This is a genomic window from Micromonospora rosaria, assembly GCF_001567585.1.
Taxonomy (GTDB): Bacteria; Actinomycetota; Actinomycetes; order Mycobacteriales; family Micromonosporaceae; genus Micromonospora; species Micromonospora rosaria.
Genome location: NZ_LRQV01000051.1, coordinates 1 through 24,882 on the forward strand (window position 1 = coordinate 1; position 24,882 = coordinate 24,882).

Consider the following 24,882-nt stretch of genomic DNA (forward strand, 5'->3'; position numbering starts at 1 on the left):
GCGTCGAACATCCGGGTGGCGTCGTCCGGGTCGAGGATGCCGCCCACCCCGATCACCGGCAGCCGTCCCCCGGTCTCGGTGTGCACGAAGGAGACCACCGCGCGGGCCCGGTCGGCCAGCGGCCGGCCGGAGAGCCCGCCCGCCTCCGCCCCGCGCGGCACGTCGGCGGCGGCCAGCCCGTCGCGGGCCAGCGTGGTGTTGGTGGCGATCACCCCCGCCGCGCCCCGGGCCAGGCAGACCTCCAGCAGCTCGGCGATGGCCGGCTCGGTCAGGTCCGGAGCGATCTTGACCAGCACCGGCTTCTCCCCCACCAGCGCCGCCAGCAGGGCGTCCAGGTGCGCCTTGCCCTGCAGGGAGCGCAGTCCCGGGGTGTTCGGGGAGGAGACGTTGACCGCGAAGTAGTCACCGTGCCCGCGCAACGCCCGGTACGAGGCGAGGTAGTCCTCCACCGCCTCGTCCAGCGGGGTCACCTTGGACTTGCCCAGCGAGATGCCCAGCGGCACCCCCAGCGGGCGGGGCAGCCCCGCCAGCCGGGCCGCGAGCGCCTCGGCGCCGGCGTTGTTGAAGCCCATCCGGTTGACCACGGCCTCGCTGTCGCGCAGCCGGAACAGCCGGGGCCGGGGGTTGCCCGGCTGGGCGTGCGCGGTCACCGTGCCGACCTCGACGAAGCCGAAGCCCAGCGCCGGCCAGGCCGGCAGGGCGACGCCGTTCTTGTCCATCCCGGCGGCCAGCCCCACCGGGTTCGGGAACTCCACCCCGAACACGGTGCGGGGCGCCCGGACCAGGTACCGGGAGCGCAGCGCCGCCAGGGCCGCCGGCCGCCCGGCGAGCCCGCCGAGCCGCCGCAACGTCCACTCGTGCGCCGCCTCGGCGTCCCCGCCGCCCACCCGGAACAACCAGGGCCGCACCACCCGCTCGAACATCACCCCGCACCTCCCGCCCCGCGCCCCACTCCGTCTCCCGTTCCCCGCCCCACTCCCCGCCCCGTTCCCCCGGCGGTGATCATGGGGTTGGCGGCCCGCCGTGCCGTGGCGACTGCCGCCAACTCCATGATCGACGGGGACGGGGACGGGGACGGCGGTGGGGTGGGTGGGGTCACTGCGGGGCCCGGAGGGTGGCGTGGAGTTCCTGGAGGGGGCGGACCTGCATGTCGCCCCGGATCCGGGCCTCGATGCCCATCACCGCCGCCGCCACGCCCGGCACCGTGGTGATGCACGGGATGTCCGCGGTCACCGCGGCGCTGCGGATCTCGTACCCGTCGGAGCGGGCGCTCGCGCCCGAGCCCTGCGGGGTGTTCACCACCAGCCCCACCTGACCGCTGAGGATCAGCGACACCGCGTCGTCGTCCGAGCCGGCCTGGTAGTGCTTGCGGATCTGCTCGCAGCCGATGCCGTGCCGGCGCAGCACCTCGGCGGTGCCCTCGGTGGCCAGGATCTCGAAGCCCAGGTCCGCCAGCCGCTTCACCGGGAAGACCATGGCCCGCTTGTCCCGGTTCGCCACCGAGACGAAGACCTTCCCGCCGGTGGGCAGCGACCCGTACGCGGCCGACTGGGACTTGGCGAACGCGTGCCCGAAGTGGGGGTCGATGCCCATCACCTCGCCGGTGGACTTCATCTCCGGGCCGAGCAGCGAGTCCACGCCCTTGCCGGTCGGGGTGCGGAACCGCTTGAACGGCAGCACCGCCTCCTTCACCGCGATCGGGGCGTGCGCCGGCAGCGAGCCGCCGTCCCCGGTCGCCGGGAGCAGCCCCTCGGCGCGCAGCTCGGCGATGGTGGCGCCGAGCGCGATCCGGGCCGCCGCCTTCGCCAGCGGCACCGCCGTCGCCTTCGACACGAACGGCACCGTCCGGGACGCGCGCGGGTTGGCCTCCAGCACGTACAGCACGTCGTCCTTGAGCGCGTACTGCACGTTGAGCAGCCCGCGCACCCCCACCCCGTGCGCGATCGCCTCGGTGTACCGGCGGACCTGCTCGATGTGCGGGCCGGCGAGGGTGATCGGCGGCAGCGCGCAGGAGGAGTCGCCGGAGTGGATGCCGGCCTCCTCGATGTGCTCCATCACGCCGCCCAGGTACACCTCGCCGTCGGCGTCGCAGAGCGCGTCCACGTCGATCTCGATGGCGTCGTCGAGGAACCGGTCCACCAGCACCGGGTGGTCCGGGGAGATGTCGGTGGCCCGGCCGATGTAGTCACGCAGCGTCGGGTCGTCGTAGACGATCTCCATGCCCCGCCCGCCGAGCACGTACGACGGGCGGACCAGCACCGGGTACCCGATCTCCTCGGCGATCGCCCGCGCCTGCTCGTACGAGGTGGCGGTGCCGTGGGCCGGCGCGCGCAGCCCGGCGCGGGCCAGCACCTCGCCGAACGCACCCCGCTCCTCGGCCAGGTGAATCGACTCCGGCGAGGTACCGACCACCGGCACCCCGGCGTCCTTGAGCCGCTGCGCCAGGCCCAGCGGGGTCTGCCCGCCGAGCTGCACGATCACCCCGACCACGCCGGGCCCGCCGGCGTCGCGGCCGGAGGTGTCCTCGGCGTGCCAGACCTCCAGCACGTCCTCGAAGGTCAACGGCTCGAAGTACAGCCGGTCGGCGGTATCGTAGTCGGTGGAGACGGTCTCCGGGTTGCAGTTGACCATGACCGTCTCGAAGCCGCCCGCCGTGCCCTCGGCACCGGGCACGGCCCCCGCCGGCGCCGGAGCGCCGCGCAGCGCCTGGACGGCGTGCACGCAGGAGTAGTCGAACTCGATGCCCTGCCCGATCCGGTTCGGCCCCGAGCCGAGGATGATCACCTTGGGTCGCGCCGAGCCGGTCACCTCGGTCTCGGTGTCGTAGGTCGAGTAGTGGTACGGGGTGGTCGCCTCGAACTCGGCGGCGCAGGTGTCCACCGTCTTGTAGACCGGCCGGACGTCGAGCCGGTGCCGCAGGGTCCGGACCCCGTCCTCGGCGGCCAGTTCCGGGCGCAGCGCGGCGAGCTGCCGGTCGGACAGGCCGGCCCGCTTGGCCCGGCGCAGCAGGTCCAGGTCGAGCACCGGGGCGGCGACGATCTCCCCACGCAGCTCGACCAGCGCGGCGATCTGGTCCAGGAACCACGGGTCGATCCCGCCGGACGCGGCGGTGACCTCGGCGACCGAGGCGCCCAGCCGCAGCGCCCGCTCCACGGTGTACAGCCGCCCGTCGTGCGGCACCCGCAGCGCGGCGAGGGTGTTCTCCTTCGTCGCGCCGTCGGGATCCGGCTGCGTCCAGAAACCCGCTGATCTGGTTTCCATCGAGCGCATCGCCTTGTTCAGCGCCTCGGTGAAGTTACGCCCGAGGCTCATCGCCTCGCCGACCGACTTCATCGTGGTGGTCAGCTCCGGGTCCGCGCCGGGGAACTTCTCGAACGCGAACCGGGGGATCTTCACCACCACGTAGTCCAGGGTCGGCTCGAAGGCCGCCGGGGTCTTGCGGGTGATGTCGTTGGGGATCTCGTCCAGGGTGTAGCCGATGGCCAGCTTCGCGGCGATCTTCGCGATCGGGAAGCCGGTCGCCTTCGACGCCAGCGCCGAGGAGCGGGACACCCGGGGGTTCATCTCGATCACGACGATCCGGCCGTCGGCCGGGTTCACCGCGAACTGGATGTTGCAGCCGCCGGTGTCCACCCCGACCTCGCGCAGCACCGCGATACCCAGGTCGCGCAGGTGCTGGTACTCCCGGTCGGTGAGCGTCATGGCCGGGGCCACGGTCACGCTGTCCCCGGTGTGCACCCCCATCGGGTCGACGTTCTCGATCGAGCAGACCACCACCACGTTGTCGTGGCGGTCCCGCATGAGTTCGAGCTCGTACTCCTTCCAGCCGAGCACGCTCTCCTCGATCAGCACCTCGTGCACCGGGCTGGCGGCCAGCCCCGCCCCGGCGATGCGCTGAAGGTCCTCGTCGGTGTGCGCCATGCCGGAGCCGAGACCGCCCATGGTGAACGACGGCCGGATCACCACCGGCAGGCCCAGCTCGGCGACGGTCTCCTCGACCTCGGCCATCGAGTGGCAGACCCGCGAGCGGGGCACCAGCGCCGCCGGGTCCTCGACCCCGATGCGGACCCCGGCCTTGGCGACGATGTCCTTGAAGAGCTGCCGGTCCTCGCCGCGCCGGATCGCCTCAATGTTGGCCCCGATCAGCTCGACGCCGTACTTGTCCAGCACCCCCGCCTCGTGCAGGGCGACCGCGGTGTTCAGCGCGGTCTGCCCGCCCAGGGTGGGCAGCACCGCGTCCGGCCGCTCCCGGGCGATGACCAGCTCGACGAACTCCGGGGTGATCGGCTCGACGTAGGTGGCGTCGGCGAACTCCGGGTCGGTCATGATCGTCGCCGGGTTGGAGTTGATCAGGCTGACCCGGATGCCCTCCTCGCGCAGCACCCGGCAGGCCTGGGTGCCGGAGTAGTCGAACTCGCAGGCCTGTCCGATCACGATCGGCCCGGAGCCGATGACCAGGATGTGCTTGAGATCGCTCCGCTTAGGCATTCTTGCCGCCTTCACTGTGGTTCCGGTCGAGGCCGCGGCCCTCGCTCTGCTTCCGGTCGGGGCCGCGGCCCTCGATCAGCTCGGCGAAACGGTCGAAGAGGTAGTCCGCGTCGTGCGGGCCGGCCGCCGCCTCCGGGTGGTACTGGACGGTGAAGGCGGGCACGTCCCGGGCCCGCAGCCCCTCGACCACGTTGTCATTGAGGCAGACGTGGGACACCTGGACGCCACCGAACTCGGTCTCGATCACCTGGTCGGGGACGACCGCCCCGGGCGCGGCCCCCGGCACCTGCACGGCGAAGCCGTGGTTGTGGCTGGTCACCTCGACCTTGCCGGTGGCCCGGTCCAGCACCGGCTGGTTGATCCCCCGGTGGCCGTAGCCGAGCTTGTAGGTGCCGAAGCCGAGCGCCCGGCCGAGGATCTGGCTGCCGAAGCAGATACCGAACAGCGGCACCTGTCGGCGCAGCACCTCACGGGCCAGCGCGGCCGGGCCGTCGGCGGTGGCCGGGTCCCCCGGGCCGGGCGAGAAGAACACCGCGTCCGCGCCGGTGGCCAGCAGGTCCTCGATCGTCGAGTGCGCGGGCAGCACGTGGGTGGTCACCCCCCGGGCGGCGAGCCGACGCGGCACGTTGCGCTTGATCCCCAGGTCCAGCGCGGCGACGGTGAACCGGTGCTCGCCCTCGGCCTCGACCACGTACGGCGTGGCGGTGGTCACCTCGGCGGAGAGGTCCGCGCCGACCATCTGCGGGGCCTCCCGCACCCGGGCCAGCAGGGCGCGGGGGTCGTCCTCGACGCTGGAGACGCCGACCCGCATCGCGCCCCGCTCCCGCAGGTGCCGGGTGAGCGCCCGGGTGTCGATCCCGCTGATGCCGACCACGCCCTCGGTGCCGAGCCGGTCCTCCAGGCTGCCCGTGGCGCGCCAGTTCGAGGCGACCCGGGCCGGGTCACGGACCACGTACCCGGCCACCCAGAGCCGGGCCGACTCGTCGTCCTCGGTGTTGACGCCGGTGTTGCCGATGTGCGGGGCGGTCTGCACCACCACCTGCCGGTGGTAGGACGGGTCGGTCAGGGTCTCCTGGTAACCGGTCATGCCGGTGTTGAAGACCGCCTCGCCGAAGGTCTCCCCGACGCTGCCGTACGCCTCGCCGTGGAAGGTCCGGCCGTCCTCCAGCACCAGGATCGCGCTCCTGCGCTTCGCCATTACGCGCCCCCTTCGATCCGGACTGCGGGACTCCGCTCCGCTACGTTCCTCGCCCGGAAACCCGAGCCTTCCTCGATCCGGACTGCGGGACTCCGCTCCGCTACGTTCCTCGCTCGGATCACTTGACTGCCTTTCCGTCGAGCACCGTCGCCTCGCCACGCAGGAAGGTCGCCACGATGCGACCCGGCAGCGTCATCCGGGCGTACGGGGTGTTGCGGCTACGGCTGGCCAGCTCGGCCGGCTCGATCCGGCGTCGGGCGGCCGGGTCGACCAGGGTGAGGTTGGCCGGCACGCCGGGGGCGGGGTCGACACCGTGCCCGGTCAGCCCGGCGATGCGGGCCGGCGCGCGGGACAGCCGCTCGGCGATCAGGTCCCACTGCGGCCCGAGCACCTCCAGCGCGATGGACAACGCCGTCTCCAACCCCAGCATGCCAGGCCGGGCGTACGCCCACTCGCACTCCTTGTCCTCCACCGCGTGCGGCGCGTGGTCGGTGGCGACGATGTCGATCACGCCCTCGACCAGTCCGGCGCGCAGCGCGGCGACGTCGGCGGCGGTCCGCAGCGGCGGGTTGACCTTGAACACCGGGTCGTAGCTGGCCCCCGGGCTCCAGTCGGCGGCGACCGCCGCGCTGCCCAGTTCGCCGCGACCGCCCACGACCTCGTCGGTCAACAGAAGGTGGTGCGGGGTGACCTCGGCGGTGACCCGTACCCCCCGGGCCTTGGCCTGGCGCAGCACCTCGACGCTGCCGGCGGTGGAGACGTGGCAGACGTGCAGCCGGCTGCCGACGTGCTCGGCCAGCAGCACGTCCCGGGCGATGATGGCCTCCTCGGCGACCGCCGGCCAGCCGGTCAGGCCGAGCCGGGTGGAGACCTCGCCCTCGTGCATCTGGGCGCCCTCGGTGAGCCGGGGCTCCTCGGCGTGCTGGGCGATGATCCCGTCGAACGCCTTGACGTACTCCAGGGCACGGCGCATCAGCTTCGGGTCGGCGACGCAGTGCCCGTCGTCGGAGAAGATCCGCACCCGGGCCGCCGAGTCGGCCATCGCGCCCAGCTCGGCCAGGCGCTCACCGGCCAGCCCCACGGTGACCGCGCCGATCGGCTGCACGTCGACCAGGCCGGCCTCCCGGCCGAGCCGCCAGACCTGCTCGACCACCCCGGCGGTGTCGGCGACCGGGGAGGTGTTCGCCATCGCGCAGACGGCGGTGTAGCCGCCCAGCGCCGCCGCCCGGGAGCCGGACTCCACGGTCTCGGCGTCCTCCCGGCCCGGCTCGCGCAGGTGGGTGTGCAGGTCGACCAGGCCGGGCAGGGCGACCAGCCCGTCGGCGTCGACCACGACGGCGTCCGGCGCGGAGAGCCCCGGGCCGGCCTGCGCGACCACGCCGTCGCGGATCAGCAGGTCGGTCGGCGCGGCGCCGACGACGCTCACGTTCTTGATCAGGTACGCGGTCACCGGTTGTTTCCTCCGAGCAGCAGGTAGAGCACGGCCATCCGCACGGAGACTCCGTTGGCGACCTGTTCGACGATGGTGGAGCGGGGCGAGTCGGCGACCTCGGGGGTGATCTCCATCCCCCGGTTCATCGGCCCCGGGTGCATGACGATCGCGTGGTCGGGCAGCCGCCGCAGGCGGGGGCCGTCCAGGCCGTAGCGGCGGGCGTACTCGCGGGCGGAGGGGAAGTAGGAGTCGCCCATCCGTTCCCGCTGCACGCGCAGCATCATCACCACGTCCACGCCGGGCAGCACCGCGTCCAGGTCGTAGGAGACGGCGGTGCCCGGGGCGAGGGCGGCGGCGATGTCCACCGGGATCAGCGTCGGCGGGCCGACGAGGGTGACCTTGGCGCCGAGCGTGGACAGCAGCAGGACGTTGGAGCGGGCCACCCGGCTGTGCAGCACGTCCCCGACCACCGCGACCGAGAGGCCGGCCAGCCGGCCCAGCCGCGAGCGCATGGTGTACGCGTCCAGCAGCGCCTGGGTCGGGTGCTCGTGGGTGCCGTCGCCGGCGTTGACCACCGAGCCGTCCACCCAGTCGGCCAGCCGGTGCGGGGCCCCGGAGGCGGGGTGCCGCACGACCACCGCGTCGGCGCCCATCGCCTGGAGGGTCAGCGCGGTGTCCTTCAGGCTCTCGCCCTTGGTCACGCTGGAGCCCTTGGCGGAGAAGTTGATCACGTCGGCGCTGAGCCGCTTCGCCGCCGCCTCGAAGGAGATCCGGGTCCGGGTGGAGTCCTCGTAGAAGAGGTTCACCACGGTCCGGCCGCGCAGCGCGGGCAGCTTCTTGACCTCCCGGCCGGCGACGGTGGCCATCTCGGCGGCGGTGTCCAGGATCTGGGTCGCGGTGGCGGCGTCCAGGTCCGCGCCGGAGAGCAGGTGCCTGATCATGCGTACGCCTGCCTTTCGTTCGCGGTGCCCCGCTCCGCTGCTGTCCGCGCGCTCACCGGGCGTCCTCCCCGTAGAGGCGTACCTCGTCCTCGCCGTCGGTCTCAGCCAACGTCACCCTGACGTTCTCGGCCAGCGCGGTGGGGATGTTCTTCCCCACATAGTCGGCGCGGATGGGCAGCTGGCGGTGCCCCCGGTCGACCAGCACGGCGAGCTGCACCGAGGCGGGGCGGCCGATGTCGCTGAGCGCGTCGAGCGCGGCCCGCACGGTGCGGCCGGAGAAGAGCACGTCGTCGACGAGGACGACCCGGCGGCCGTCGATCCCGCCCGGCGGAAGCTGGGTGGGCCCGACCGCGCGGGTGGCGTGCCGGCGCAGGTCGTCGCGGTAGAGGGTGATGTCCAACACGCCGACCGGAACGTCGAGCCCCTCGAAGGTGCTGATCCGGGCGGCGAGCCGGCGGGCCAGCGGGACGCCCCGGGTCGGCACGCCGAGCAGAACGGTGTCGGCGGCGCCCTGGGTCTTCTCCAGGATCTGGTGGGCGATCCGGTCGACCACGCGGGAGACGTCGGCGGCGGTCAGGATCACCTTCACCGAGGGTTGCCGCGCGGGAGACGAACGGGCAGCCGGTGGGTAGGCCACGGCGGACCTCCTTCCCCGCCTCACGGGACGGGTCGTTAAAGGACGTCGGGACCGGCACGGCGACCGCGAACGGCCGCCGACCGGGGCTCACGCCACGTTACCAGTGGTCACCGCGTCGAGATCCGCCGGCCGCTGATCCCCGGCTCAGGGTACAGAAATGCGGACAACTCCCCCGGCCGCCCCAACGGTACGGTCACGAGCACTTGACCAGGTGTCCCAATCCCCGTACCGTCACGCTCCGTAGCGATCGCTGGGAGAACCCCGAGCAGCACTGGGAGTGTCCGAATGCCCTCTGAATACGCCAAGTCGCTGGGCGCCCGCCTGCGCTCCATCCGCCAACAGCAGGGCCTGTCCCTGCAGGGGGTGGAGGAGAAGTCGAACGGGCGCTGGAAGGCTGTGGTGGTCGGCTCGTACGAACGCGGTGACCGCGCCGTCACGGTGTCCCGTCTGGCCGAGTTGGCCGACTTCTACCGCGTTCCCGTCAGCGAGCTGCTGCCCGACGGCAGCGGGGTGCGCCACGAGCCGACCAGCAAGATCGTCCTGGACCTGGAGCGGCTCTACGACGAGGCCTCCGAGGACCTCGCGTACGTGGCCCGGTACGCCCGCGCCATCCAGCAGCAGCGCGGCGACTACAACGGCCGGGTGCTCTCCATCCGCGCCGACGACCTGCGCGCCCTCGCGATCGTCTACGACGCCTCGCCGTCGGGCCTGATCGAGCGGCTCACCGAGCACGGGGTGCTGGTCGCCGACCCGCGGGCGTTCTTCGCCTCCTGAGCGCTGTCACGGCCTCCTGAGCGCCGTCACGACGGGGCCCGTGCCATCCGGCACGGGCCCCGTCGACGTTCTCTGTGATTCTCCGCTCACCCGACGTCCCGCCTGCCGGAACCCCGGACGGCGGACCGGGTCGGGCCACCGCCGCCGGGTCGGCCCCGGTCAGCGGGTGGCGTACTCGGCGATCCGGTCGAGCAGACCGTTGAGGAACCGTGGGGAGTCGTCGGTCGACATCTGCCGCGCCAGCTCCACGGCCTCGCTGATCGCCACCGGGTCGTCGATCTCGTCGACGTAGAGCAGCTCGTACACGGCGATGCGGGCCAGGTTGCGGTCGACCACCGGCATCCGGTCCAGCGTCCAGCCCTCGGCGTAGCTGGCGATCAGCTCGTCGATCCGGTCCAGGTGCGCGGCCACCCCCTCGACGAGGCTGACCGCGTACCCCAGGTGCTCCGGATGGGGCCGCTCGATCCGTTGCAGGTAGCCGGCGAGCACCTCGACCGGCGGCCGGTCCCGCAGGTCGGCCTCGAAGAGCACGTCCAGCGCCCGCTTGCGCGCCTTGCGGCGCGCCGGCATCTGCTGCTTGGGCCCCTCGGCCATCAGGCGCGGCCGAGGTAACGGCCGTCGCGGGTGTCGACCTTGATCTTCTCGCCGGTGGTGATGAAGAGCGGCACCGGCACGGTCGCCCCGGTCTCGACGGTGGCCGGCTTGGTCCCACCGGTGGACCGGTCGCCCTGCAGGCCCGGCTCGGTGTAGGTCACCTCCAGCACCACGCTGGTCGGCAGCTCGAGGTAGAGCGGCAGCCCCTCGTGCATGGCGACGGTCGCCTCGGCCTCGGGCAGCAGGTAGTTGGCCGCCTCGCCGACGGTCCCGCCGGGGACGGTGATCTGGTCGAAGGTGTCCAGGTCCATGAAGACGTAGTCGTCGCCGTCGGCGTACAGGTACTGCATGGTGCGCTTGTCCACGGTCGCGGTCTCGACCTTGGTGCCCGCGTTGAAGGTCTTGTCGACGACCTTGCCGGAGAGCACGTTCTTCAGCGTGGTACGCACGAACGCACCACCCTTACCGGGCTTGACGTGCTGGAATTCGACGACGGCCCACAGCTCCCCGTCGAGGTTGAGTACCAGGCCGTTCTTGAGGTCGTTGGTGGTGGCCATTTCCTGCCTTGATCGTCGAATGGCGGACAGACCTGGGAAGTCTACTAGCAGGCCGCCGACCGCCGCCGCTGCGCCGACGGTGGGCACCGACCACGCGGCGTACCGGAGTCCAGCGGGACAGCCCGGCGACGGACGGCCGGGCCGGGGCCAGGCCGGCCACCCCCGCGTGGGCCAGGTCGACGACGGTGCCGCCCGGCGGCCTCAGTGGGCCGCCCTCGGCAGGGTGAGCAGGACCAGGGCGCCACCGACGGCCATCACGGCGAAGACCATCGCCATCCCGAACGTCTCGGTGAGCGGCCCCACCACGACCGGCGCGGAGATCGCCCCGATCCGGGACAGCGCCGACACGATCGACGCGGTCCGGGCCGGGGCGATGCCGTGCCGGACGGAGAGGTGGTCGGCGGCCCCGAAGAGCATGGGAAAGATCGGACCGGCACCGAGACCGGCACCGGCGATGGCGGCCAACGCCCACCAGGCCGACGCGTCCACCGCCGTCACCGCCAGGCCGGCGAGCATCGACCCGAGCACCGTCGCACCGGCGACGGCGGCCACCGGCACGGTGCCGAACCGGCGCACCGCGACGTCGAGGACCAGCCGGGACGCCACCAGCCCCGCCGCGAAGACCACCGGGGCGGCGGCGGCCACCTCGGGCGGCGCCAGGAGCCCCCGGCTGAGCAGCAGCCCGGTCCACTCCTGACCGGGACTCTCGACGTAGCTGGCGGCCAGCGCGGCGAGGGCGAGGACCGGCAGGACGTAGCGCAGCCGCCGGGCTCGGGCCGACCCGGCGGCGACGCCCGGCGCGACCGGGTCGGTCGTGGCCGGGCCGGTGCGCGCCGGCGCGTCGTCGTCGGCCGGGCCGGCCCGGCGCCGCAGGACCAGGACCGCGACCTGCGCCGCCACCGCGACCACGGTGACGACCGTGACGTGCACGACGACCGGCACCCGCAGCCCGGCCGCGGCGGCGCCGAGCACGCCCGCGGCGGTCAGCGACAGCGACCAGGTGGCGTGCATCCGGCCCATCAGCGAGGTACGCCGCCGCTGCTGGCCCCGCACCGCGACGGCGTTCATGCCGACGTCGTGCGCGCCGTCGAGAACGCCCATCAGCAGCAGCGCCAGGCCCAGGAAGATCAGTTCCGGCGCCCAGGCCACGGAGACCGCCAGCACCGCGTACCCGAAGCCGGCCAGCAGGGTCGCCCCGAAGTCGCCCCGCGCCCGCACCAGGGCCGGGGCGACCAGCGAGCCGACCAGGCCGCCCAGCGCCGAGGCGAACAGGACCACCCCGAACGCCGTCTCGCTGGCCTGGGTCCGGTCGGCGATCTCGGGGTAGCGGGTGAGCAGGGTGCCGTACATCGCCCCGTTGACGGCGAACGCGACGGCGGGCGCGAACCAGTCCAGCAACTCCCGACGGTTACTGCTGGTGCGCACCCCGACGACCATGCGGTAAACTTATACGCATCAGAAGGCCGGCACAATTCAAGGACAGGTTCCGATGCCCACCGGTCCCCGACCACGGATGACCGACCTCGCCCGCGCCCTCGGGGTCAGTCAGGCCACGGTCAGCAACGCGTTCAACCGGCCCGACCAGCTCAGCCCCGAGCTGCGCGAACGGATCCTCGCCGCCGCCCGGCAGGCCGGCTACCCCGGCCCGGACCCGCTGGCGAACACCTTCCGGCGGGGCCGGACCGGCGCGATCGGGCTCATCGTGCACGAGCCGTTGCAGTACCTCTTCGAGGACGCGGCGGCGCAGCTCATCATGGCCGGCGTGGCGCGGGCCTGCGGCGAGCACAGCTCCTCCCTGGTGCTGGTGCCCCGGGCCGAGCCGGGCCGACCCGACGTCGTCTCCTCGGCCCTGGTCGACGGGTTCGTGGCCTTCTGCGACCCCCTCGAACCGGACCGCCGCGAGCTGCTGCGCCGCCGCCGGCTGCCGGTCGTCGGGCTCGACGCCCCGATCGCCCCCGGCGAGCCCTACGTCGGCATCGACGACCGGCACGCCGCGCGCACCGCCGCCGCGCACCTGGTCGCCCTGGGCCACCGCCGGTTCGGGGTGATCAGCTTCCGGCTGGCTCCCGACTCGACGCCCGGCATCGTGCCGACCGGGTTCGACGCGCCCACCGGGTACGTCGCCAACCGGGCCCGGCTCGACGGGTACCGTGACGGGCTCCGCCCGGCCCTGGACGCCGGCGGCACCGCCACCGTCGCCGCCGCCAAGGGCGTCGAGGAGGGCCACGGCGCGGCGGTCGCCGCGGACCTGCTCGACCTGCCCGACCCGCCCACGGCGATCCTGGCGATGAGCGACCGGCTCGCCCTCGGCGCCGTCGCGCTGGCCCGCTCGCGCGGCCTCGACGTCCCCGGTGACCTCTCCGTCATCGGCTTCGACGACGTTCCCGCCGCCGCCACGGCGACACCGCCCCTGACCACCGTGGCCCAGCCGCACGCCCGCAAGGGCACCGAGGCCGTCCGGCTGCTCTTCGAGGAGGAGCCGGCAGCGACCGCCCTGCTACTGCCCACCCACGTCGTGGTGCGCGGCTCGACCGGGCCGCCGTCCGGCACCACCTGAGCCGCACCGACCACCAGGAGGGGACATGGAGCATCCCGCCGCCGCCCATCTCGCCCTGGGCGCCGTCCGCCGGCACGTCGAGTCCGCGCGCCCGGACGCGCCGACCCGTCCCGAGCCGCCGGGGCCGGGGCCCCGGATTCCGCAGGCCCGACACCGGGCGGCCGGGGCCCTGCGCCGGCTGGCCGACTGGATGGAACCCCCGGCGTCCGCCCTGCGCGTCGGCGAGTGACCGGTGCCGGCCGGGCGCACCGCCGCAGCGTTCAGCCGGCCAGGGTGGCCAGGTGCCGCAGGGCGAGCCGGTACCCGTCGACGCCCAGACCGCAGATCACCCCGGTGGCGACCGCCGACACCACCGAGTGGTGCCGGAACTCCTCCCGGGCGTGGATGTTGGAGATGTGCACCTCGACCAGGGGCCCCCGCAGCATCGCGCAGGCGTCCCGGACCGCGTACGAGTAGTGCGACCAGGCGGCCGGGTTGAGCACCACCGCCGCGCCCTCGTCGGCGGCGGCGTGCAGCCAGCCCAGCAGCTCGTGCTCGGCGTCGGTCTGCCGGACGGTGACGTCCAGCCCCACCTCCCGGCCGGTGGACTCGCACAGCTCCACCAGGTCGGCGTAGCTGGTCACCCCGTACACGTCGACCTGGCGGGTGCCCAGCCGGCCCAGGTTGGGGCCGTTGAACACGTACACCCTCCGCGCGCTCACGACCGGGCCACCTGGCGGTAGGCGGCGTGCAGCAGGTCGTCGTCCGGGCCCTCCAGGATCGCCGGGCGGGCCAGCCCGTCCAGCACCACGAACCGCAGCCGGTTGCCGCGCGCCTTCTTGTCGACCCGCATGGTGGCCAGCAACTGCGGCCAGGCGTCGGCGGGGTAGCTGGTGGGCAGGCCGAGCGCCGCCACGGCGCTGCGGTGCCGCTCGGCGGTCGCCTCGTCCAGCCGGCCGGCGAGCCGGGCCAGGGTGCCCGCGTACACCAGGCCGACGGCGACCGCGTGCCCGTGCCGCCACCGGTAGCCCTCGACCTTCTCGATGGCGTGCGCCAGGGTGTGGCCGTAGTTGAGCACCTCCCGTACCCCGGACTCGCGCAGGTCACCGGAGACCACGTCGGCCTTCACCCGGATCGCCCGCTCGATCAGCTCCCGGGTCACCGGCGCGGTCGGGTCGGTCGCCGCCGCCGGGTCCCGCTCCACCAGGTCGAGGATGACCGGGTCGGCGATGAACCCGCACTTGATCACCTCGGCCTGCCCGGCGGCCAGGTCGGCGGCGGGCAGGCTGTCGAGGGTGGCCAGGTCGGCCAGCACCCCGACCGGTGGGTGGAACGCGCCGACGAGGTTCTTGCCGGCCGCCGTGTTGATGCCGGTCTTGCCGCCCACGGCCGCGTCGACCATGCCCAGCAGCGAGGTCGCCACCGGCACCCAGCGCACCCCGCGCAGCCAGCAGGCCGCGACGAACCCGGCCAGGTCGGTGACCGCGCCGCCACCCACCCCGACCACCGCGTCGGTGCGGGTGAAGCCGGCCGCGCCGAGCCGTTCCCAGCAGTCGGTGGCGACCTCGATCCGCTTGCCCGCCTCGGCGTCGGGCACCTCGATCGGCAGCGGTTCGACCCCGGTGGCGCGCAGCCGCTCGCCGAGGGCGTCGGCCAGGTTCTTCAGCGGGGGCGCGTGCAGCACCGCGACGCGGTCCGCCCCCGGCAGCAGGCCGGGCAGCGCGTCGAGCAGGTCACGTCCCACCAGTACGTCGTACGGCCGCTCGCCGCCGACCGAAATCCGGGTCTCCTCGTCCATCGAGGGCAGCCTAGTGGAGCCGGGTTCGGCGGGCCGGCCGACGCCCGGCGGTGCCCGGATGGCGGTACCGGCGACGGTCAGCGCTTGAGCAGCGTGACGATCTCGTCGGCGATCTCGTCGGGGGTACGCCCGTCGGTGACCACGGTCGCGGTCGCCACCTCGGTGTAGAGCGGCCGGCGCTGGTCCATCAGGTGTTTCAGCGTGGCCCGGGGGTTGATCGCCAGCAACGGCCGGCCCGCCCCCAGCCCGACCCGCCGGACCGCGTCGGGCAGCTCCACCGACAGGTGCACCACGGTGTGCCCGATCAGGGCGGCGCGGTTCTCCTCGGCGAGCACCGCGCCCCCGCCGAGGGCGAGCACCCCGGCGTGCGAGGCCAGCGCCGCCGCCACCGCCGCCCGTTCGAGGGCCCGGAAGTGCTCCTCCCCCTCGTCGACAAAGATCTCCGGGATGGGCTTGCCGGCCATCCGCTCGATGTCGCCGTCGGTGTCCCGGAACGCCACGCCGAGCCCGGCGGCGAGCGTCTCGCCCACCGTCGTCTTGCCCGACCCCGGCGCTCCGACCAACACGACCAGCGGCTTCGTCACGGCAGCGGTCACCGGATGACCAGGGCGTCGAGGTACCCGGCCAGGTTGCGGCGGATCTCGGCCACCGAGTCGCCGCCGAACTTCTCCACCGTCGCCTCGGCCAGCACCAGGGCCACCATCGCCTCGGCGACCACCGCCGCGGCGGGCACCGCGCAGACGTCGGAGCGCTGGTTGATGGCGGTGGCCGGCTCGCCGGTGGTGACGTCGACCGTGGCCAGGGCCCGGTTCAGCGACGAGATCGGCTTCATCGCCGCCTTCACCCGCAGCGGCTCGCCGGTGGTGATGCCGCCCTCCAGACCGCCGGCCCGGTCGGTCACCCGCCGTACCCCGGTCGCGGTGGGCACCATCTCGTCGTGCGCCTCGGAACCCCGGGACCGGGCCTGCTGCCAGCCGTCGCCGATCTCCACGCCCTTGATCGCCTGGATCGACATCAGCGCGGTGGCCAGCCGGGCGTCCAGCTTGCGGTCCCACTGCACGTGGCTGCCCAGACCCGGCGGCACCCCGTACGCGAGGACCTCGACCACGCCGCCGAGGGTGTCGGCGGCCTTCTTCGCGGCGTCGACCTCGGCGACCATCCGGGCGCTGGCCTCGCTGTCGAGGCAGCGCAGCGGGTCGGCGTCGATCTGCTCGGCGTCGGCCGGGGTGGGCCGCAGGCCCGGCTTGGCGGCGACCGGGCCCAGCTCGACCACGTGCGAGACGATCTCGATGCCGAGGGCCTGCCTGACCAGCGCCTTGGCCACGGTCCCCACGGCGACCCGGGCGGCGGTCTCCCGCGCGCTGGCCCGCTCCAGGATCGGCCGGGCGTCGGTGTGCCCGTACTTCTGCATCCCGGCGAGGTCGGCGTGGCCGGGCCGGGGCCGGGTGAGCGGGGCGTTGCGGGCCTGGCTGGCCAACTCGTCCGGGTCCACCGGGTCGGCGGCCATCACGGTGCGCCACTTGGGCCACTCGGAGTTGCCGACCCGGATCGCCACCGGGCTGCCCAGGGTCACGCCGTGCCGCAGCCCGCCGATGATCTCGATCTCGTCCTGCTCGAACGACATCCGCGCGCCCCGGCCGTAGCCGAGCCGGCGGCGGGCCAGCTCACGGCCGATCTCACCGGTGGTCACCTCGACCCCGGCGGGAACGCCCTCCAGCAGCGCGACGAGGGCGGGACCATGCGATTCACCTGCAGTCAACCAGCGCAACACAGCGGTCAGTCTGTCACGCCCGGTGGCCGCGCCCGCGTACCGCCCGGCGCGTCCCGCCCTGCGGACGGCCCGGCCCGCCGCCGGGCCGCCCGGTCCCGCCCCGGCGCGTGGTGCGGGCCGTCGCCGGACGGCCCGCACCAGCGGCGGTTCAGCGGTCGGCGAGGATCCGGGCGTCACCCGCGATCACCCGGGCGACGGCCGCCGGGACGAGCTTGCCGGCCTGCCGGTCGGCGTACCGGGACAGCTCGTCGTAGCGCCCCTTGACGAGGTGGTTGAGCAGCACGGTGAGCGCCTGCTCCTCGGCCCGCGAGGTGAGGATCAGGTGACCCAGGCCGGCCTGGGTGGCGGTCACGGTGACGGTGCTCTCGGTGGAGACCGTGCCGGTGGGGCCGGTGGCCTCGGCGCGCAGGGTGTGCGGGCCGACGGCCAGGGTCCGCAGGTCCAGCGGCTCACCGACCGGCACCGGACGGCCGTCCAGGGTGACGGTGACCGTGTCGGCGCCGGTGGCCGGCACGGTGAGCACCGGCTGCTGGGCGCGGTTCAGCTTCGCCCCGTCGGCGGGCGCGGCGATGCTGACGGTGACCCCCGGCTCGTTCCCCTCGTCGGCCTGCTGCCCAGCGGCGTTCCAGCCGGCCAGCTCGGCCGGGCGGTCGGTGATGACGCCGTCGACGCCGAGTTCGTCGAGCTGCTTCCACTGGGCCGGGGAGTTGATCGTCCACACCATCACCGCGATGCCGGCGGCGTGCAGGTCGGCGACGATCCCGGGCCGGGTGGCCAGCGCCGCACCGGACGGGTTGTACGCGGTCAGCCCCAGCTCGCGGGCGGTCGCCACCGGGTCGGCGTCCAGGGTGCCGCGCAGCAGCCCGGTGGGCAGCTCGGGGGCCAGTTCCCGGGTGTACCGCAGGGCGTCGACCTCGAAGCTCTGCACGAAGACCCGGCCGGTCATCCGCTCGGCGCGGATCACCTCCACGATCCGGGCCACCTGGTCACGGGTGTGCGCGCCCTTGATCTCCAGCAGCAGGTTGCCGCCCCGGGTCCGCAGGTCGGCGAGCTGCTCGGCCAGGGTCGGCAGCGTCGCCCCGGCGAAGTGCGGGGCGAACCAGGACCCGGCGTCGAGGGTCTTGAGCTGGGCGGCGGTGAGGCCACGGATCGGGCCGGTGCCGGAGGTGGTCCGGTTGACCGTGGTGTCGTGCAGCACGAACGGCACCCCGTCGCTGCTGGGCTGCACGTCGTTCTCCACGAAGTCGGCGCCGGCCCGGCGGGCGACCTCCTGGGCGACCAGGGTGTTCTCCGGAGCGGCGGAGGAGGCGCCCCGGTGCGCGACCACGGTCATCGGGGCGCCCTCGGGGCGCAGGTACCCGCTGTCCGGCAGCTCGGTGACCCGGACGTCGTCGAAGGAGACGGTGCCGCCGTTGACGACCAGCGCCTGTCCGCCGTCGGCGGAGCGGGCCAGGCTGCTGGTGGTCAGCAACTGCCGGCCGTCGAGGAACCAGCGGGCCCGGTTGCCGTGCACCTCGATGGCGACACGTACGTCCCGGCCGGTGCCGGCGGCGTACCCGGCGGCGGCGGTGTTCGTGACGTTCCAGGCGTTGCCGGTGGTGAGCTGGGCGAACTCCAGCCCGTTGGCGGCCGTGGTGCCGCTGCGCATGGTGGCGATCCACCACGGGGTGGAGCCGTCGGCGGGCACGTCCAGGCCGAGCGCCGTCCAGCGGGTCGGCTCGGCCACCGACTCGAACCGCACGGTGGCCTCGAACCGGAAGCTGGTCAGGTGCCGGCCGAAGGTGATCTTCCTGGTGCCGCTGGTGGCGGTGCCCCGCAGCCGGCCGTCGCGCACCGTCCACTCGCCGTCGACCGCCCGCCAGCCGGCCGGCAGGGTACCGGCGGAGAAGTCCTCGTCGACGACGACGTCACCGGGTTGCGCGGCGGCCGGGGTGGTGGGCTGGACGGCGGCGACCAGCCCACCGGTCACGGCGAGCGCCGCGCCGACGGCGACCATCCGGGACGGTCGGCCGGGCGGGGTCGATCCCGCAACGCGGCGGGCGGTCACCGGCCGCAGGGCCCGCCGCAGCAGGGCGGAGCAGCGAAAAGTCAGCATGGCCGCCGACGCTAGGGGCGGGTTCGGAACGGCCGGTGTCGACCAGGGCGACGGTCGACACCGACCAGGTTTCCGGCAGGTGGCCACCGGCCTCCACGGTCGAGGGTCAGTCTCGGGGTGACTGGGATCGCACCCGAGGGTCCAGCGCCATCCACTGTTCGGCAACCCCCTGCGGAACCTCGCGGACGAGCAGATCACCCCGCTTGCCCTGCCGCGGATACTGCGGAGGGATGAGGCGCTTGTCGAGGAGTTGTGCGATCGCGTGAAGGGCGCAGAAGCCAAAGAAGAAGGCGTACGGGGTCGGAGAGAATGCCAGCTTCCACCAATACCAGCCATGGGCCACCGCGCCGCAGACCACAGTGATCAGGCTTGCCGGACCGAGAACCAGCGCGTCGAACCGCTGCACGGCCTGCGCCTTTCTCACCCGCTCCGCCGCCTGCCGACCGAACGGCAGCGCCACGGCAGCAGACCGTCGCACCAGCGACGAGCGCCAGGGGCGAACCGTCACGGGCTCGGCTGGCTCGCCGTCGGTGAGGGAGACGGCAGGAACGCGCAGCGAGGCGACCGCCTCCCGGGGAATGACAAGATCCATCGACATTTCTCAGCCCTCGAGTCGGCCGGGGTGCCGCGACAAACCACGACACCGCAGGGTGGTACGGAGTTGGGCAACTGCTGGTCACGGTGGTGATGAGATCGTGGGGGGCTGCCGGCCCCGCCAGTGGGCATTGCGGGCCCGGCAGCCACCCGTCGGGACGGGCTTTCCGTCGAGGCTGGACCGCGCGCCTACCGGGTGGTCATCCGGTCCGGACCGCGATCAGGGACTTGGTCATCCCCAGCAGCCGTTCACCGCGGATGGCGGCGTCGGGAAAGAGGTACCGCATCTCCGCCCGACCGATCAACTCGGTGTTGAGAACCTGCTTCATCGCCAACTCGTACGGTTTGCCCGGGTTGTAGGCCAGCGGCCACTTTCGCGCGACGAACACTCGGGCCGGCAGCGGCAGGAACTGCATTCCCGGCGCCACCCAGTGCGGCTCCACGGGAAAGTACCGGTACGGGGTTTGCACCCAGTACGCGGGGGCCAGATCGCGGACCGCCTCGGCCATCCGCCGGCGGCGCTCGTACCCGCCCACGTGCTCCAGGACGCTGTTGCTGAAAACCAGGTCGTAGCGGCGGGCGCGAATTGCGGTCGGCAACTCGCAGGCGTCCGCGTGATCCGCCTCCGCCCATTCCGGCAGCTCCGTCGGCAACGGTTCAAGATTGACCACGTGCACCCGCTTCGGGCGGACCGGCACCCGGGTCCAGTTCTCCACCCGGCCACCCAGGTCGAGAATGTCCATGTCCGCCAGATCAGGAAATGTCCGCGACAGCCACGCGGCTCGGCGCGCCCGACGCCGGGCCCCGAAAGAGGTGGGCGAGTCGACGAGTCGAAACCTGACCGAATGCAACACCATGGAAAGGAATACTGCTATGTTGCATTGACGTTCGCCACCTTCAGAAAACAGTCGATCAGTGATACGCGGCACGCTGCGGGCCGGCCTCCGGACACGGTCGACCCGCACCCGCACCCGCACCCGCACCCGGAGGACGACCCGACCTCAGATGCCCCGGCCCCGCTTGTGGAGCGTGCGCAGCACCGCGTCGGCGCGGACCACCCGACCGGCGACGGCCAGCGCCAGATAGGCCCTGGGCTCGCGGGGGTTGTCCCGGATCGTGCGCCGGGCCCAGTGCACCGCGCCCCGCCGGTCCCCGGAGGCCGCCCGCGCGAAGGCGATCTGCCCGGTGACCCGGGCCTGCCCGGCCGGCTGGGTGGCGAACTCGGGGTAGCGCTCCAGCAGCCACTGCAACGCCGCCGAGATGGTGTCCCAGCGCTGCGCGAAGTAGGACCGCTTGTGCCACCGGACCAGCACGTACGGCACCGTCAGGTTGACCAGCGGGGCACTGCGCGCGGCGCGCAGCAGGAACTCGTAGTCCTCGGCGTAGCTGCCGGGGATCTCCTCGTCCACCAGCCCGAAGCCGTCGCGCAGCGCCGTCGCGCGGATCACGAACGTCGACGGGTGCAGCTCGGTCATCCGGTCCCGCAGCAACTCGGCCAGGGTGATCGTCTCCCGGTCGAGCACCCGGTCCACGCTCCGGCCGTCGTAGCTGACCCGGATGCCGCAGCTCACGAACTCCGCGCCCGGCACGGCGGTCAGGGCGGCCACCTGGGCGCTCAGCTTGCCGGGCAGCCACTCGTCGTCGTCGTCGCAGAAGGCGATCAGCTCGCCCTCGGCGGCCAGGGTGCCGCTGTTGCGGGCCCCGGCCAGCCCGGCGGCGCGCTCGTTGGCGATCACCCGGACCCGGCGGCCCGGCCGGGACAACTCCTCCAGGGAGCGGTCCGGGGTGGACTGGTCGTGGACCACCACCACCTCGATCCGGCCCGGGTAGTCCTGGTCGAGGATCGCGGCGACGGCGGCGCGCAGCAACTCCGGGCGGTCCCGGGTGGGCACCACGGCGCTGACCGTCGGGTACTGCGGGGTCATCGGGTCGGCTCTCCGTCCGTCACGCGGCTCCTCGGCCGCCACCACGGCCGGCTGCGCCGACGCGGGGCGGCGGCCACCAGCCCTTCCACGATCTGTCCGACCCGTTCGACGGCGGCCAGCCGGGCGGCGGCCGTGGCCTCGTCGGTGGTCACGGTGAACCGGCCGGGGTCGGCGAGACCGGCCTCCAGCGCCGCGACGAGGGCGTCGCGGGACTCACAGAGCGCCACCAGGCCGGCCGCGCCGAGCCGGCGGGCGAAGAGCAGCTGGTGGTTGTCGACGTGTTCGCCGTACGCCGGATCGCGGGGCACCACGATCGGCAGGTGCCCGTGCCGGCGGGCCTCCAGGATGGTCGCCGGGCCGCCGTGGCAGATCACCAGGTCGGCGGCGGCCATCGTCGTCTGCAGGTCGGCGTGGCCGAGGAACGGCGTCGCCCCCGGCGTGGCCGGGGCCCGGGTGTGCCCGTGCTGGACGGTCAGCTCGACCCGGGGCGCGACACCGGGATGCCACTGTTCGAGCCAGCCGACCAGCCGGTCGAAGGGGTGCTTGTCGGTGCCCACCGCGACGAGCAGCCGGGTCCGGGAGCCGGTCCCGGTCGGCCTGGTGGTGGTCGACTCGACCGCCTGCGGCGGCCGTTGCCGGGGGATCCGGGCCGGAGCGGTGGCCTGCGGGACGCCCGGGGCGGACGACATCGGATCTCCGGTCACAGCAGCGTTCCCACCACGGTCGCCTCGGGGTACTGCCGGCGCTGTTCCTCCCACTGCACGAGCATGGCCGACAGGAACGGCCGGCAGAGCCGGGCGGTGAGCGTCGCCGTGTCGATCCGGTCGTACACCTCGATGTAGACGGTCGGGATGCCGCGCAGCCGGGCGAGCACCACGAACGGCACCGCCACCCCGGCGCCGGTGGTGACCACCGCGGCGATCCGGCGTTGACGCAGCACCCGCACCGCCAGCCAGGCGTTGCGCAGCAGGTTGGGAATGTTGCGGGTGGTCGGGTGGTACGCGGGCACCAGGTCCTCACCGGCCAGCAGCGACACCGCCTCCGGGGTGTCGAAGGTGACCCAGCACCGGGGCCACCGCTCGTACCACGGCCGCAGCGCCAGCAGTTGGGCCAGGTGCCCGCCGCTGGAGCCGACCAGCAGCAGGGCGGGAGGACCGGCCGGGTCCTCGACGGTTGTGTCCACGCGACTCCCCACAAGCACGCCCGGAATCCTCGTCAGCAGCGACAATCGGAAGCTAGGAGACCACAGGTCGCCGCCAGCCAGAAATCCGTTGCCGGGCCCGGCACCGGCACCGCACCGGCCCGGACCTGCGCCGCTGGCGATCGACAACGCTCTCACCTGCGGTTTCGTCGATCCACTCACCGGATCCACCTGATGGCAACCCCGAGTTCAGTCGTAATGTCGTCTCTCGACGGTGTCCAGCAGAGCGGGATGCAGCGCCGCGTTCCAGCCGGCCCCGGCCGAGGCCAGCCGCCAGGTCCGCAGCCACATCTCGATCAGGTACGCCTCGGCCACCAGCGCCCGGCCCGCCACCGACAGGCCCAGCCGATCCCCGTGCCGCGCCAGGTGCGCGTCGACCGCTCGCGCCGCCTCGGCCGCCGACCGGCCGTCGAGGACCAGGGCCCGTTGGAAAGCGTCGTGGGCCAGGTCGAACCCGACCGGGACGTCCGGTCCACTGTGCTCCCAGTCCCAGGCGACCAGCCGACCGCCGTGCACGCCGAGGTTCCACGGCACCCAGTCGCCGTGCCAGTGTCCGAACTCGACCCGGGTGCCGCCGTGCCGTCCGGCCAGCGCCGCCACCGCCGCGACGGCCCGGTTCCCGGCCGGATCCGCCTCGGCCGCCCGCGCCGCCTCCGCCCCGAGCCGGGCGAGGAAGGTGGAGCCGGCCAGGGGTCGGGGTCCGGTCGGTGGCCCCCCACGCCGGGCCACGGCGAGCAGCGCGCCGAGCCGGGGCGGGTCGTCGGCCGGGACGCCCCGCACGGACAGCGGCAGCGGGTCGACCACCGCGATCACCTGACCGGCCCAGGTCAGCTCGGCGAGCAGCCCGGGGGCGGCCGGGTGCTCGCCCACCCCGGCCACGGCCGGTAGCGCGCGCAGCGCGGCGCACTCGGCGGTCACCAACGCGCGGGTCGCGTCGTTCCAGCCGATCTTGGCGTACCCGAGGGGTCGGCCGTCCGCCGCGAAGACCTGCAACGTGGGCTTGTGGTTCGGGTCCGGTGGGCGTACCCCGCAGGCCGCGTACGCCGGCCGCACGTCGAGCACGTCGGCCAGGTGCGCGGCGAGCAGCGCCCCGGCCGGGTCGACGCCCTCGGGCAGGGAGACGGTGAGGGTCGGGAAGCGGGCCGCGTCGAGCACCCCGACCCGGGCCAGCGCGCCCAGCCCGGCCCGCACCGCGCGGACCTTCGGCGGGCGCAGGGCGTTGTACGCCAGCAGCGCGGCGGCGGTGGCCCGGACCGCGCCCCGGGGCAGCAGGAACCGGGCCCGCTCGACCGACGGCACGACGGTGTACCGGGCCACCACCGTGTGCCCCGGCGGTGCGCCGTCGCCGACGGTGAGCCCGATCCGGGGGTCGCCGAAGACGGCCCGGCTGACCCAGCCCAACCCGTCGGTCCGCGCCCGGGGGTCCTGCGTCGCCGTCACGCCGCCGGGTCCGACCAGTCGAACGTCATGCCCAGCCGCCGCGCCAGGGCCGCGTTGTACGGCCGGTAGTACGCGGTCAGCTCCTCCCGGACCGCCGGGTCCAGCGGCGCGGACCGCCGGTCGTTGTACACCTTGAAGTTCGGCAGGTCGTGGCCGGGCAGGCCGAGGAAGTCCAGCGTGCGGGCGTACGTCGCGCGGGCGTCGCGGTACAGGTCCTCGCTGGGCAGGAAGAGGAACTGCGACCGGTCGAACCGCTCCAGCCACGGTTCGAGGTGTTCCAGGTAGCGGCCCCGCGCCCGGTACGTGTACCAGTCGTACGGCTCGCTGAAGTGCTCCGGCTCGGCGATCAGCCGTTCCCGCTCCCCCGCCGTCCGCTCCGGCTCGGCGGCGAGCGCGGCGGCGAAGTCCAACGGCTCGATGTCGTGGGTGCGGCGCTCCTTCCAGTGCGAGTACGCCCGCTCCACCGGGTCGCGCAGCAGCACGATCAGCTTCACCTGGGGCATCAACGCCGCCACCCGCTGCGCCGCGAGGGGGTGGAACATGTACAGCGGCGCCGCCTCGCCGACCCGCACCGGGCCACCGTGCCGGCTCTCCAGGGCGGCCCGTTGCCGCACCGTCGGGAAGTGGCTGCGGTACCAGGCCTCGCCGCGCCGCCAGTGCTCCTCGAAGTAGTGCGACGCCTTGGTGTTCCAGGCCGGGAAGAGGCGCGGCACCAGCGGGTGCTGGATCAGGTAGTTCCACAGCGAGGTGGTCCCGCCGCGCTTCGTACCGATGATCAGGAAATCCGGCAGCGGGCGGCGGTCACTGGTCCGCACGCCGTAGTCGACCAGGCTCTCCCGGACCCGTTCGGTCACCTGGGTCGGTACGAGTTGCTTCACGCGGTCCCGGATCGAGGACACCG

The 24,882-nt window shown here is 73.8% G+C and carries 24 protein-coding genes; 3 read left to right on the top strand and 21 right to left on the bottom strand.

What is annotated here, in order from left to right; translation table 11 throughout:
• The 6 genes from AWW66_RS15505 to pyrR all read right to left on the bottom strand — a co-directional run.
• A partial coding sequence (locus AWW66_RS15505; RefSeq protein ID WP_067366296.1) for a quinone-dependent dihydroorotate dehydrogenase occupies nt 1-926 on the bottom strand: 926 nt, incomplete at its 3' end.
• Between the two features lie 169 nt (nt 927-1,095).
• On the bottom strand, nt 1,096-4,488 hold the full coding sequence (gene carB, locus AWW66_RS15510; protein WP_067366210.1) for a carbamoyl-phosphate synthase large subunit: 3,393 nt from the start codon (nt 4,486-4,488) through the stop codon (nt 1,096-1,098).
• A complete protein-coding gene (gene carA, locus AWW66_RS15515) occupies nt 4,481-5,686 on the bottom strand; it encodes a glutamine-hydrolyzing carbamoyl-phosphate synthase small subunit (RefSeq protein WP_067366211.1) in 1,206 nt (401 codons plus the stop codon). Before carA ends, carB begins: the two co-directional genes overlap by 8 nt.
• A gap of 118 nt (nt 5,687-5,804) precedes the next feature.
• Complete coding sequence (locus tag AWW66_RS15520; RefSeq protein ID WP_067366214.1) at nt 5,805-7,136, bottom strand: dihydroorotase; 1,332 nt, start codon at nt 7,134-7,136, stop codon at nt 5,805-5,807.
• Complete coding sequence (locus AWW66_RS15525) at nt 7,133-8,059, bottom strand: aspartate carbamoyltransferase catalytic subunit (protein WP_067366217.1); 927 nt, start codon at nt 8,057-8,059, stop codon at nt 7,133-7,135. Before AWW66_RS15525 ends, AWW66_RS15520 begins: the two co-directional genes overlap by 4 nt.
• 52 nt (nt 8,060-8,111) lie before the next feature.
• Entirely contained in the window at nt 8,112-8,696 is a 585-nt protein-coding gene (gene pyrR, locus AWW66_RS15530; protein WP_067366221.1) for a bifunctional pyr operon transcriptional regulator/uracil phosphoribosyltransferase PyrR, read from the bottom strand.
• Nucleotides 8,697-8,981: 285 nt separating this feature from the next.
• Here pyrR and bldD point away from each other — a divergent pair, with 285 nt between their 5' ends.
• The gene (bldD, locus tag AWW66_RS15535; RefSeq protein WP_013285505.1) at nt 8,982-9,470 is read left to right on the top strand and encodes a transcriptional regulator BldD; all 489 of its coding nucleotides are present in this window, start codon (nt 8,982-8,984) and stop codon (nt 9,468-9,470) included.
• A gap of 159 nt (nt 9,471-9,629) precedes the next feature.
• Here the strand turns inward: bldD and nusB are convergent, their stop codons facing one another.
• The 3 genes from nusB to AWW66_RS15550 all read right to left on the bottom strand — a co-directional run bounded on the left by nusB (nt 9,630) and on the right by AWW66_RS15550 (nt 12,046).
• On the bottom strand, nt 9,630-10,040 hold the full coding sequence (gene nusB, locus AWW66_RS15540) for a transcription antitermination factor NusB (RefSeq protein WP_211271957.1): 411 nt from the start codon (nt 10,038-10,040) through the stop codon (nt 9,630-9,632).
• A 23-nt stretch (nt 10,041-10,063) separates the two neighbouring features.
• Nucleotides 10,064-10,621 (bottom strand): elongation factor P, encoded by a 558-nt coding sequence (efp, locus tag AWW66_RS15545; protein WP_067366227.1) that lies wholly within the window; start codon nt 10,619-10,621, stop codon nt 10,064-10,066.
• Nucleotides 10,622-10,822: 201 nt separating this feature from the next.
• Nucleotides 10,823-12,046 (bottom strand): MFS transporter, encoded by a 1,224-nt coding sequence (locus tag AWW66_RS15550; protein WP_245648329.1) that lies wholly within the window; start codon nt 12,044-12,046, stop codon nt 10,823-10,825.
• Between the two features lie 64 nt (nt 12,047-12,110).
• On the opposite strand from AWW66_RS15550, the gene AWW66_RS15555 reads away from it, so the two are divergent.
• Nucleotides 12,111-13,178 carry a LacI family DNA-binding transcriptional regulator gene (locus tag AWW66_RS15555; protein ID WP_067366233.1) on the top strand — a complete coding sequence of 356 codons (1,068 nt, stop codon included), beginning with the start codon at nt 12,111-12,113 and terminating at the stop codon, nt 13,176-13,178.
• 25 nt (nt 13,179-13,203) lie between these two features.
• Nucleotides 13,204-13,407, top strand: coding sequence for a hypothetical protein (locus AWW66_RS15560; protein WP_067366236.1), 204 nt, complete (start codon nt 13,204-13,206; stop codon nt 13,405-13,407).
• A gap of 31 nt (nt 13,408-13,438) precedes the next feature.
• Here AWW66_RS15560 and aroQ read toward each other — a convergent pair whose 3' ends face one another.
• The 12 genes from aroQ to AWW66_RS15620 form a co-directional block, all read right to left on the bottom strand.
• The gene (gene aroQ, locus AWW66_RS15565; RefSeq protein ID WP_083978518.1) at nt 13,439-13,879 is read right to left on the bottom strand and encodes a type II 3-dehydroquinate dehydratase; all 441 of its coding nucleotides are present in this window, start codon (nt 13,877-13,879) and stop codon (nt 13,439-13,441) included.
• Nucleotides 13,876-14,955, bottom strand: a complete 1,080-nt coding sequence (aroB, locus tag AWW66_RS15570) for a 3-dehydroquinate synthase (RefSeq protein WP_067366243.1) — start codon at nt 14,953-14,955, stop codon at nt 13,876-13,878. The genes aroQ and aroB overlap by 4 nt, the downstream gene beginning before the upstream one ends.
• A gap of 77 nt (nt 14,956-15,032) precedes the next feature.
• Nucleotides 15,033-15,539, bottom strand: coding sequence for a shikimate kinase (locus tag AWW66_RS15575; protein ID WP_083978522.1), 507 nt, complete (start codon nt 15,537-15,539; stop codon nt 15,033-15,035).
• An 8-nt stretch (nt 15,540-15,547) separates the two neighbouring features.
• The gene (gene aroC / locus AWW66_RS15580) at nt 15,548-16,726 is read right to left on the bottom strand and encodes a chorismate synthase (protein WP_067366250.1); all 1,179 of its coding nucleotides are present in this window, start codon (nt 16,724-16,726) and stop codon (nt 15,548-15,550) included.
• 148 nt (nt 16,727-16,874) lie between these two features.
• Nucleotides 16,875-18,821, bottom strand: coding sequence for a glycerophosphodiester phosphodiesterase family protein (locus AWW66_RS15585; RefSeq protein WP_083978519.1), 1,947 nt, complete (start codon nt 18,819-18,821; stop codon nt 16,875-16,877).
• 106 nt (nt 18,822-18,927) lie between these two features.
• Entirely contained in the window at nt 18,928-19,413 is a 486-nt protein-coding gene (locus tag AWW66_RS34870) for a hypothetical protein (protein ID WP_245648330.1), read from the bottom strand.
• A 202-nt stretch (nt 19,414-19,615) separates the two neighbouring features.
• Entirely contained in the window at nt 19,616-20,272 is a 657-nt protein-coding gene (locus AWW66_RS15595) for a class I SAM-dependent methyltransferase (protein WP_067366256.1), read from the bottom strand.
• Nucleotides 20,273-20,416: 144 nt separating this feature from the next.
• Nucleotides 20,417-21,340, bottom strand: coding sequence for a glycosyltransferase family 2 protein (locus tag AWW66_RS15600; protein ID WP_067366259.1), 924 nt, complete (start codon nt 21,338-21,340; stop codon nt 20,417-20,419).
• The gene (locus AWW66_RS15605; protein ID WP_083978520.1) at nt 21,337-22,029 is read right to left on the bottom strand and encodes a glycosyltransferase; all 693 of its coding nucleotides are present in this window, start codon (nt 22,027-22,029) and stop codon (nt 21,337-21,339) included. Before AWW66_RS15605 ends, AWW66_RS15600 begins: the two co-directional genes overlap by 4 nt.
• 11 nt (nt 22,030-22,040) lie before the next feature.
• Nucleotides 22,041-22,523: a glycosyltransferase family protein gene (locus tag AWW66_RS15610; RefSeq protein WP_067366262.1), complete on the bottom strand. Its 483-nt coding sequence runs from the start codon at nt 22,521-22,523 to the stop codon at nt 22,041-22,043.
• A gap of 207 nt (nt 22,524-22,730) precedes the next feature.
• Nucleotides 22,731-23,981 (bottom strand): hypothetical protein, encoded by a 1,251-nt coding sequence (locus AWW66_RS15615; RefSeq protein WP_067366265.1) that lies wholly within the window; start codon nt 23,979-23,981, stop codon nt 22,731-22,733.
• A complete protein-coding gene (locus tag AWW66_RS15620; protein WP_067366269.1) occupies nt 23,978-24,880 on the bottom strand; it encodes a sulfotransferase domain-containing protein in 903 nt (300 codons plus the stop codon). Before AWW66_RS15620 ends, AWW66_RS15615 begins: the two co-directional genes overlap by 4 nt.
• Nucleotides 24,881-24,882: the final 2 nt, after the last annotated feature.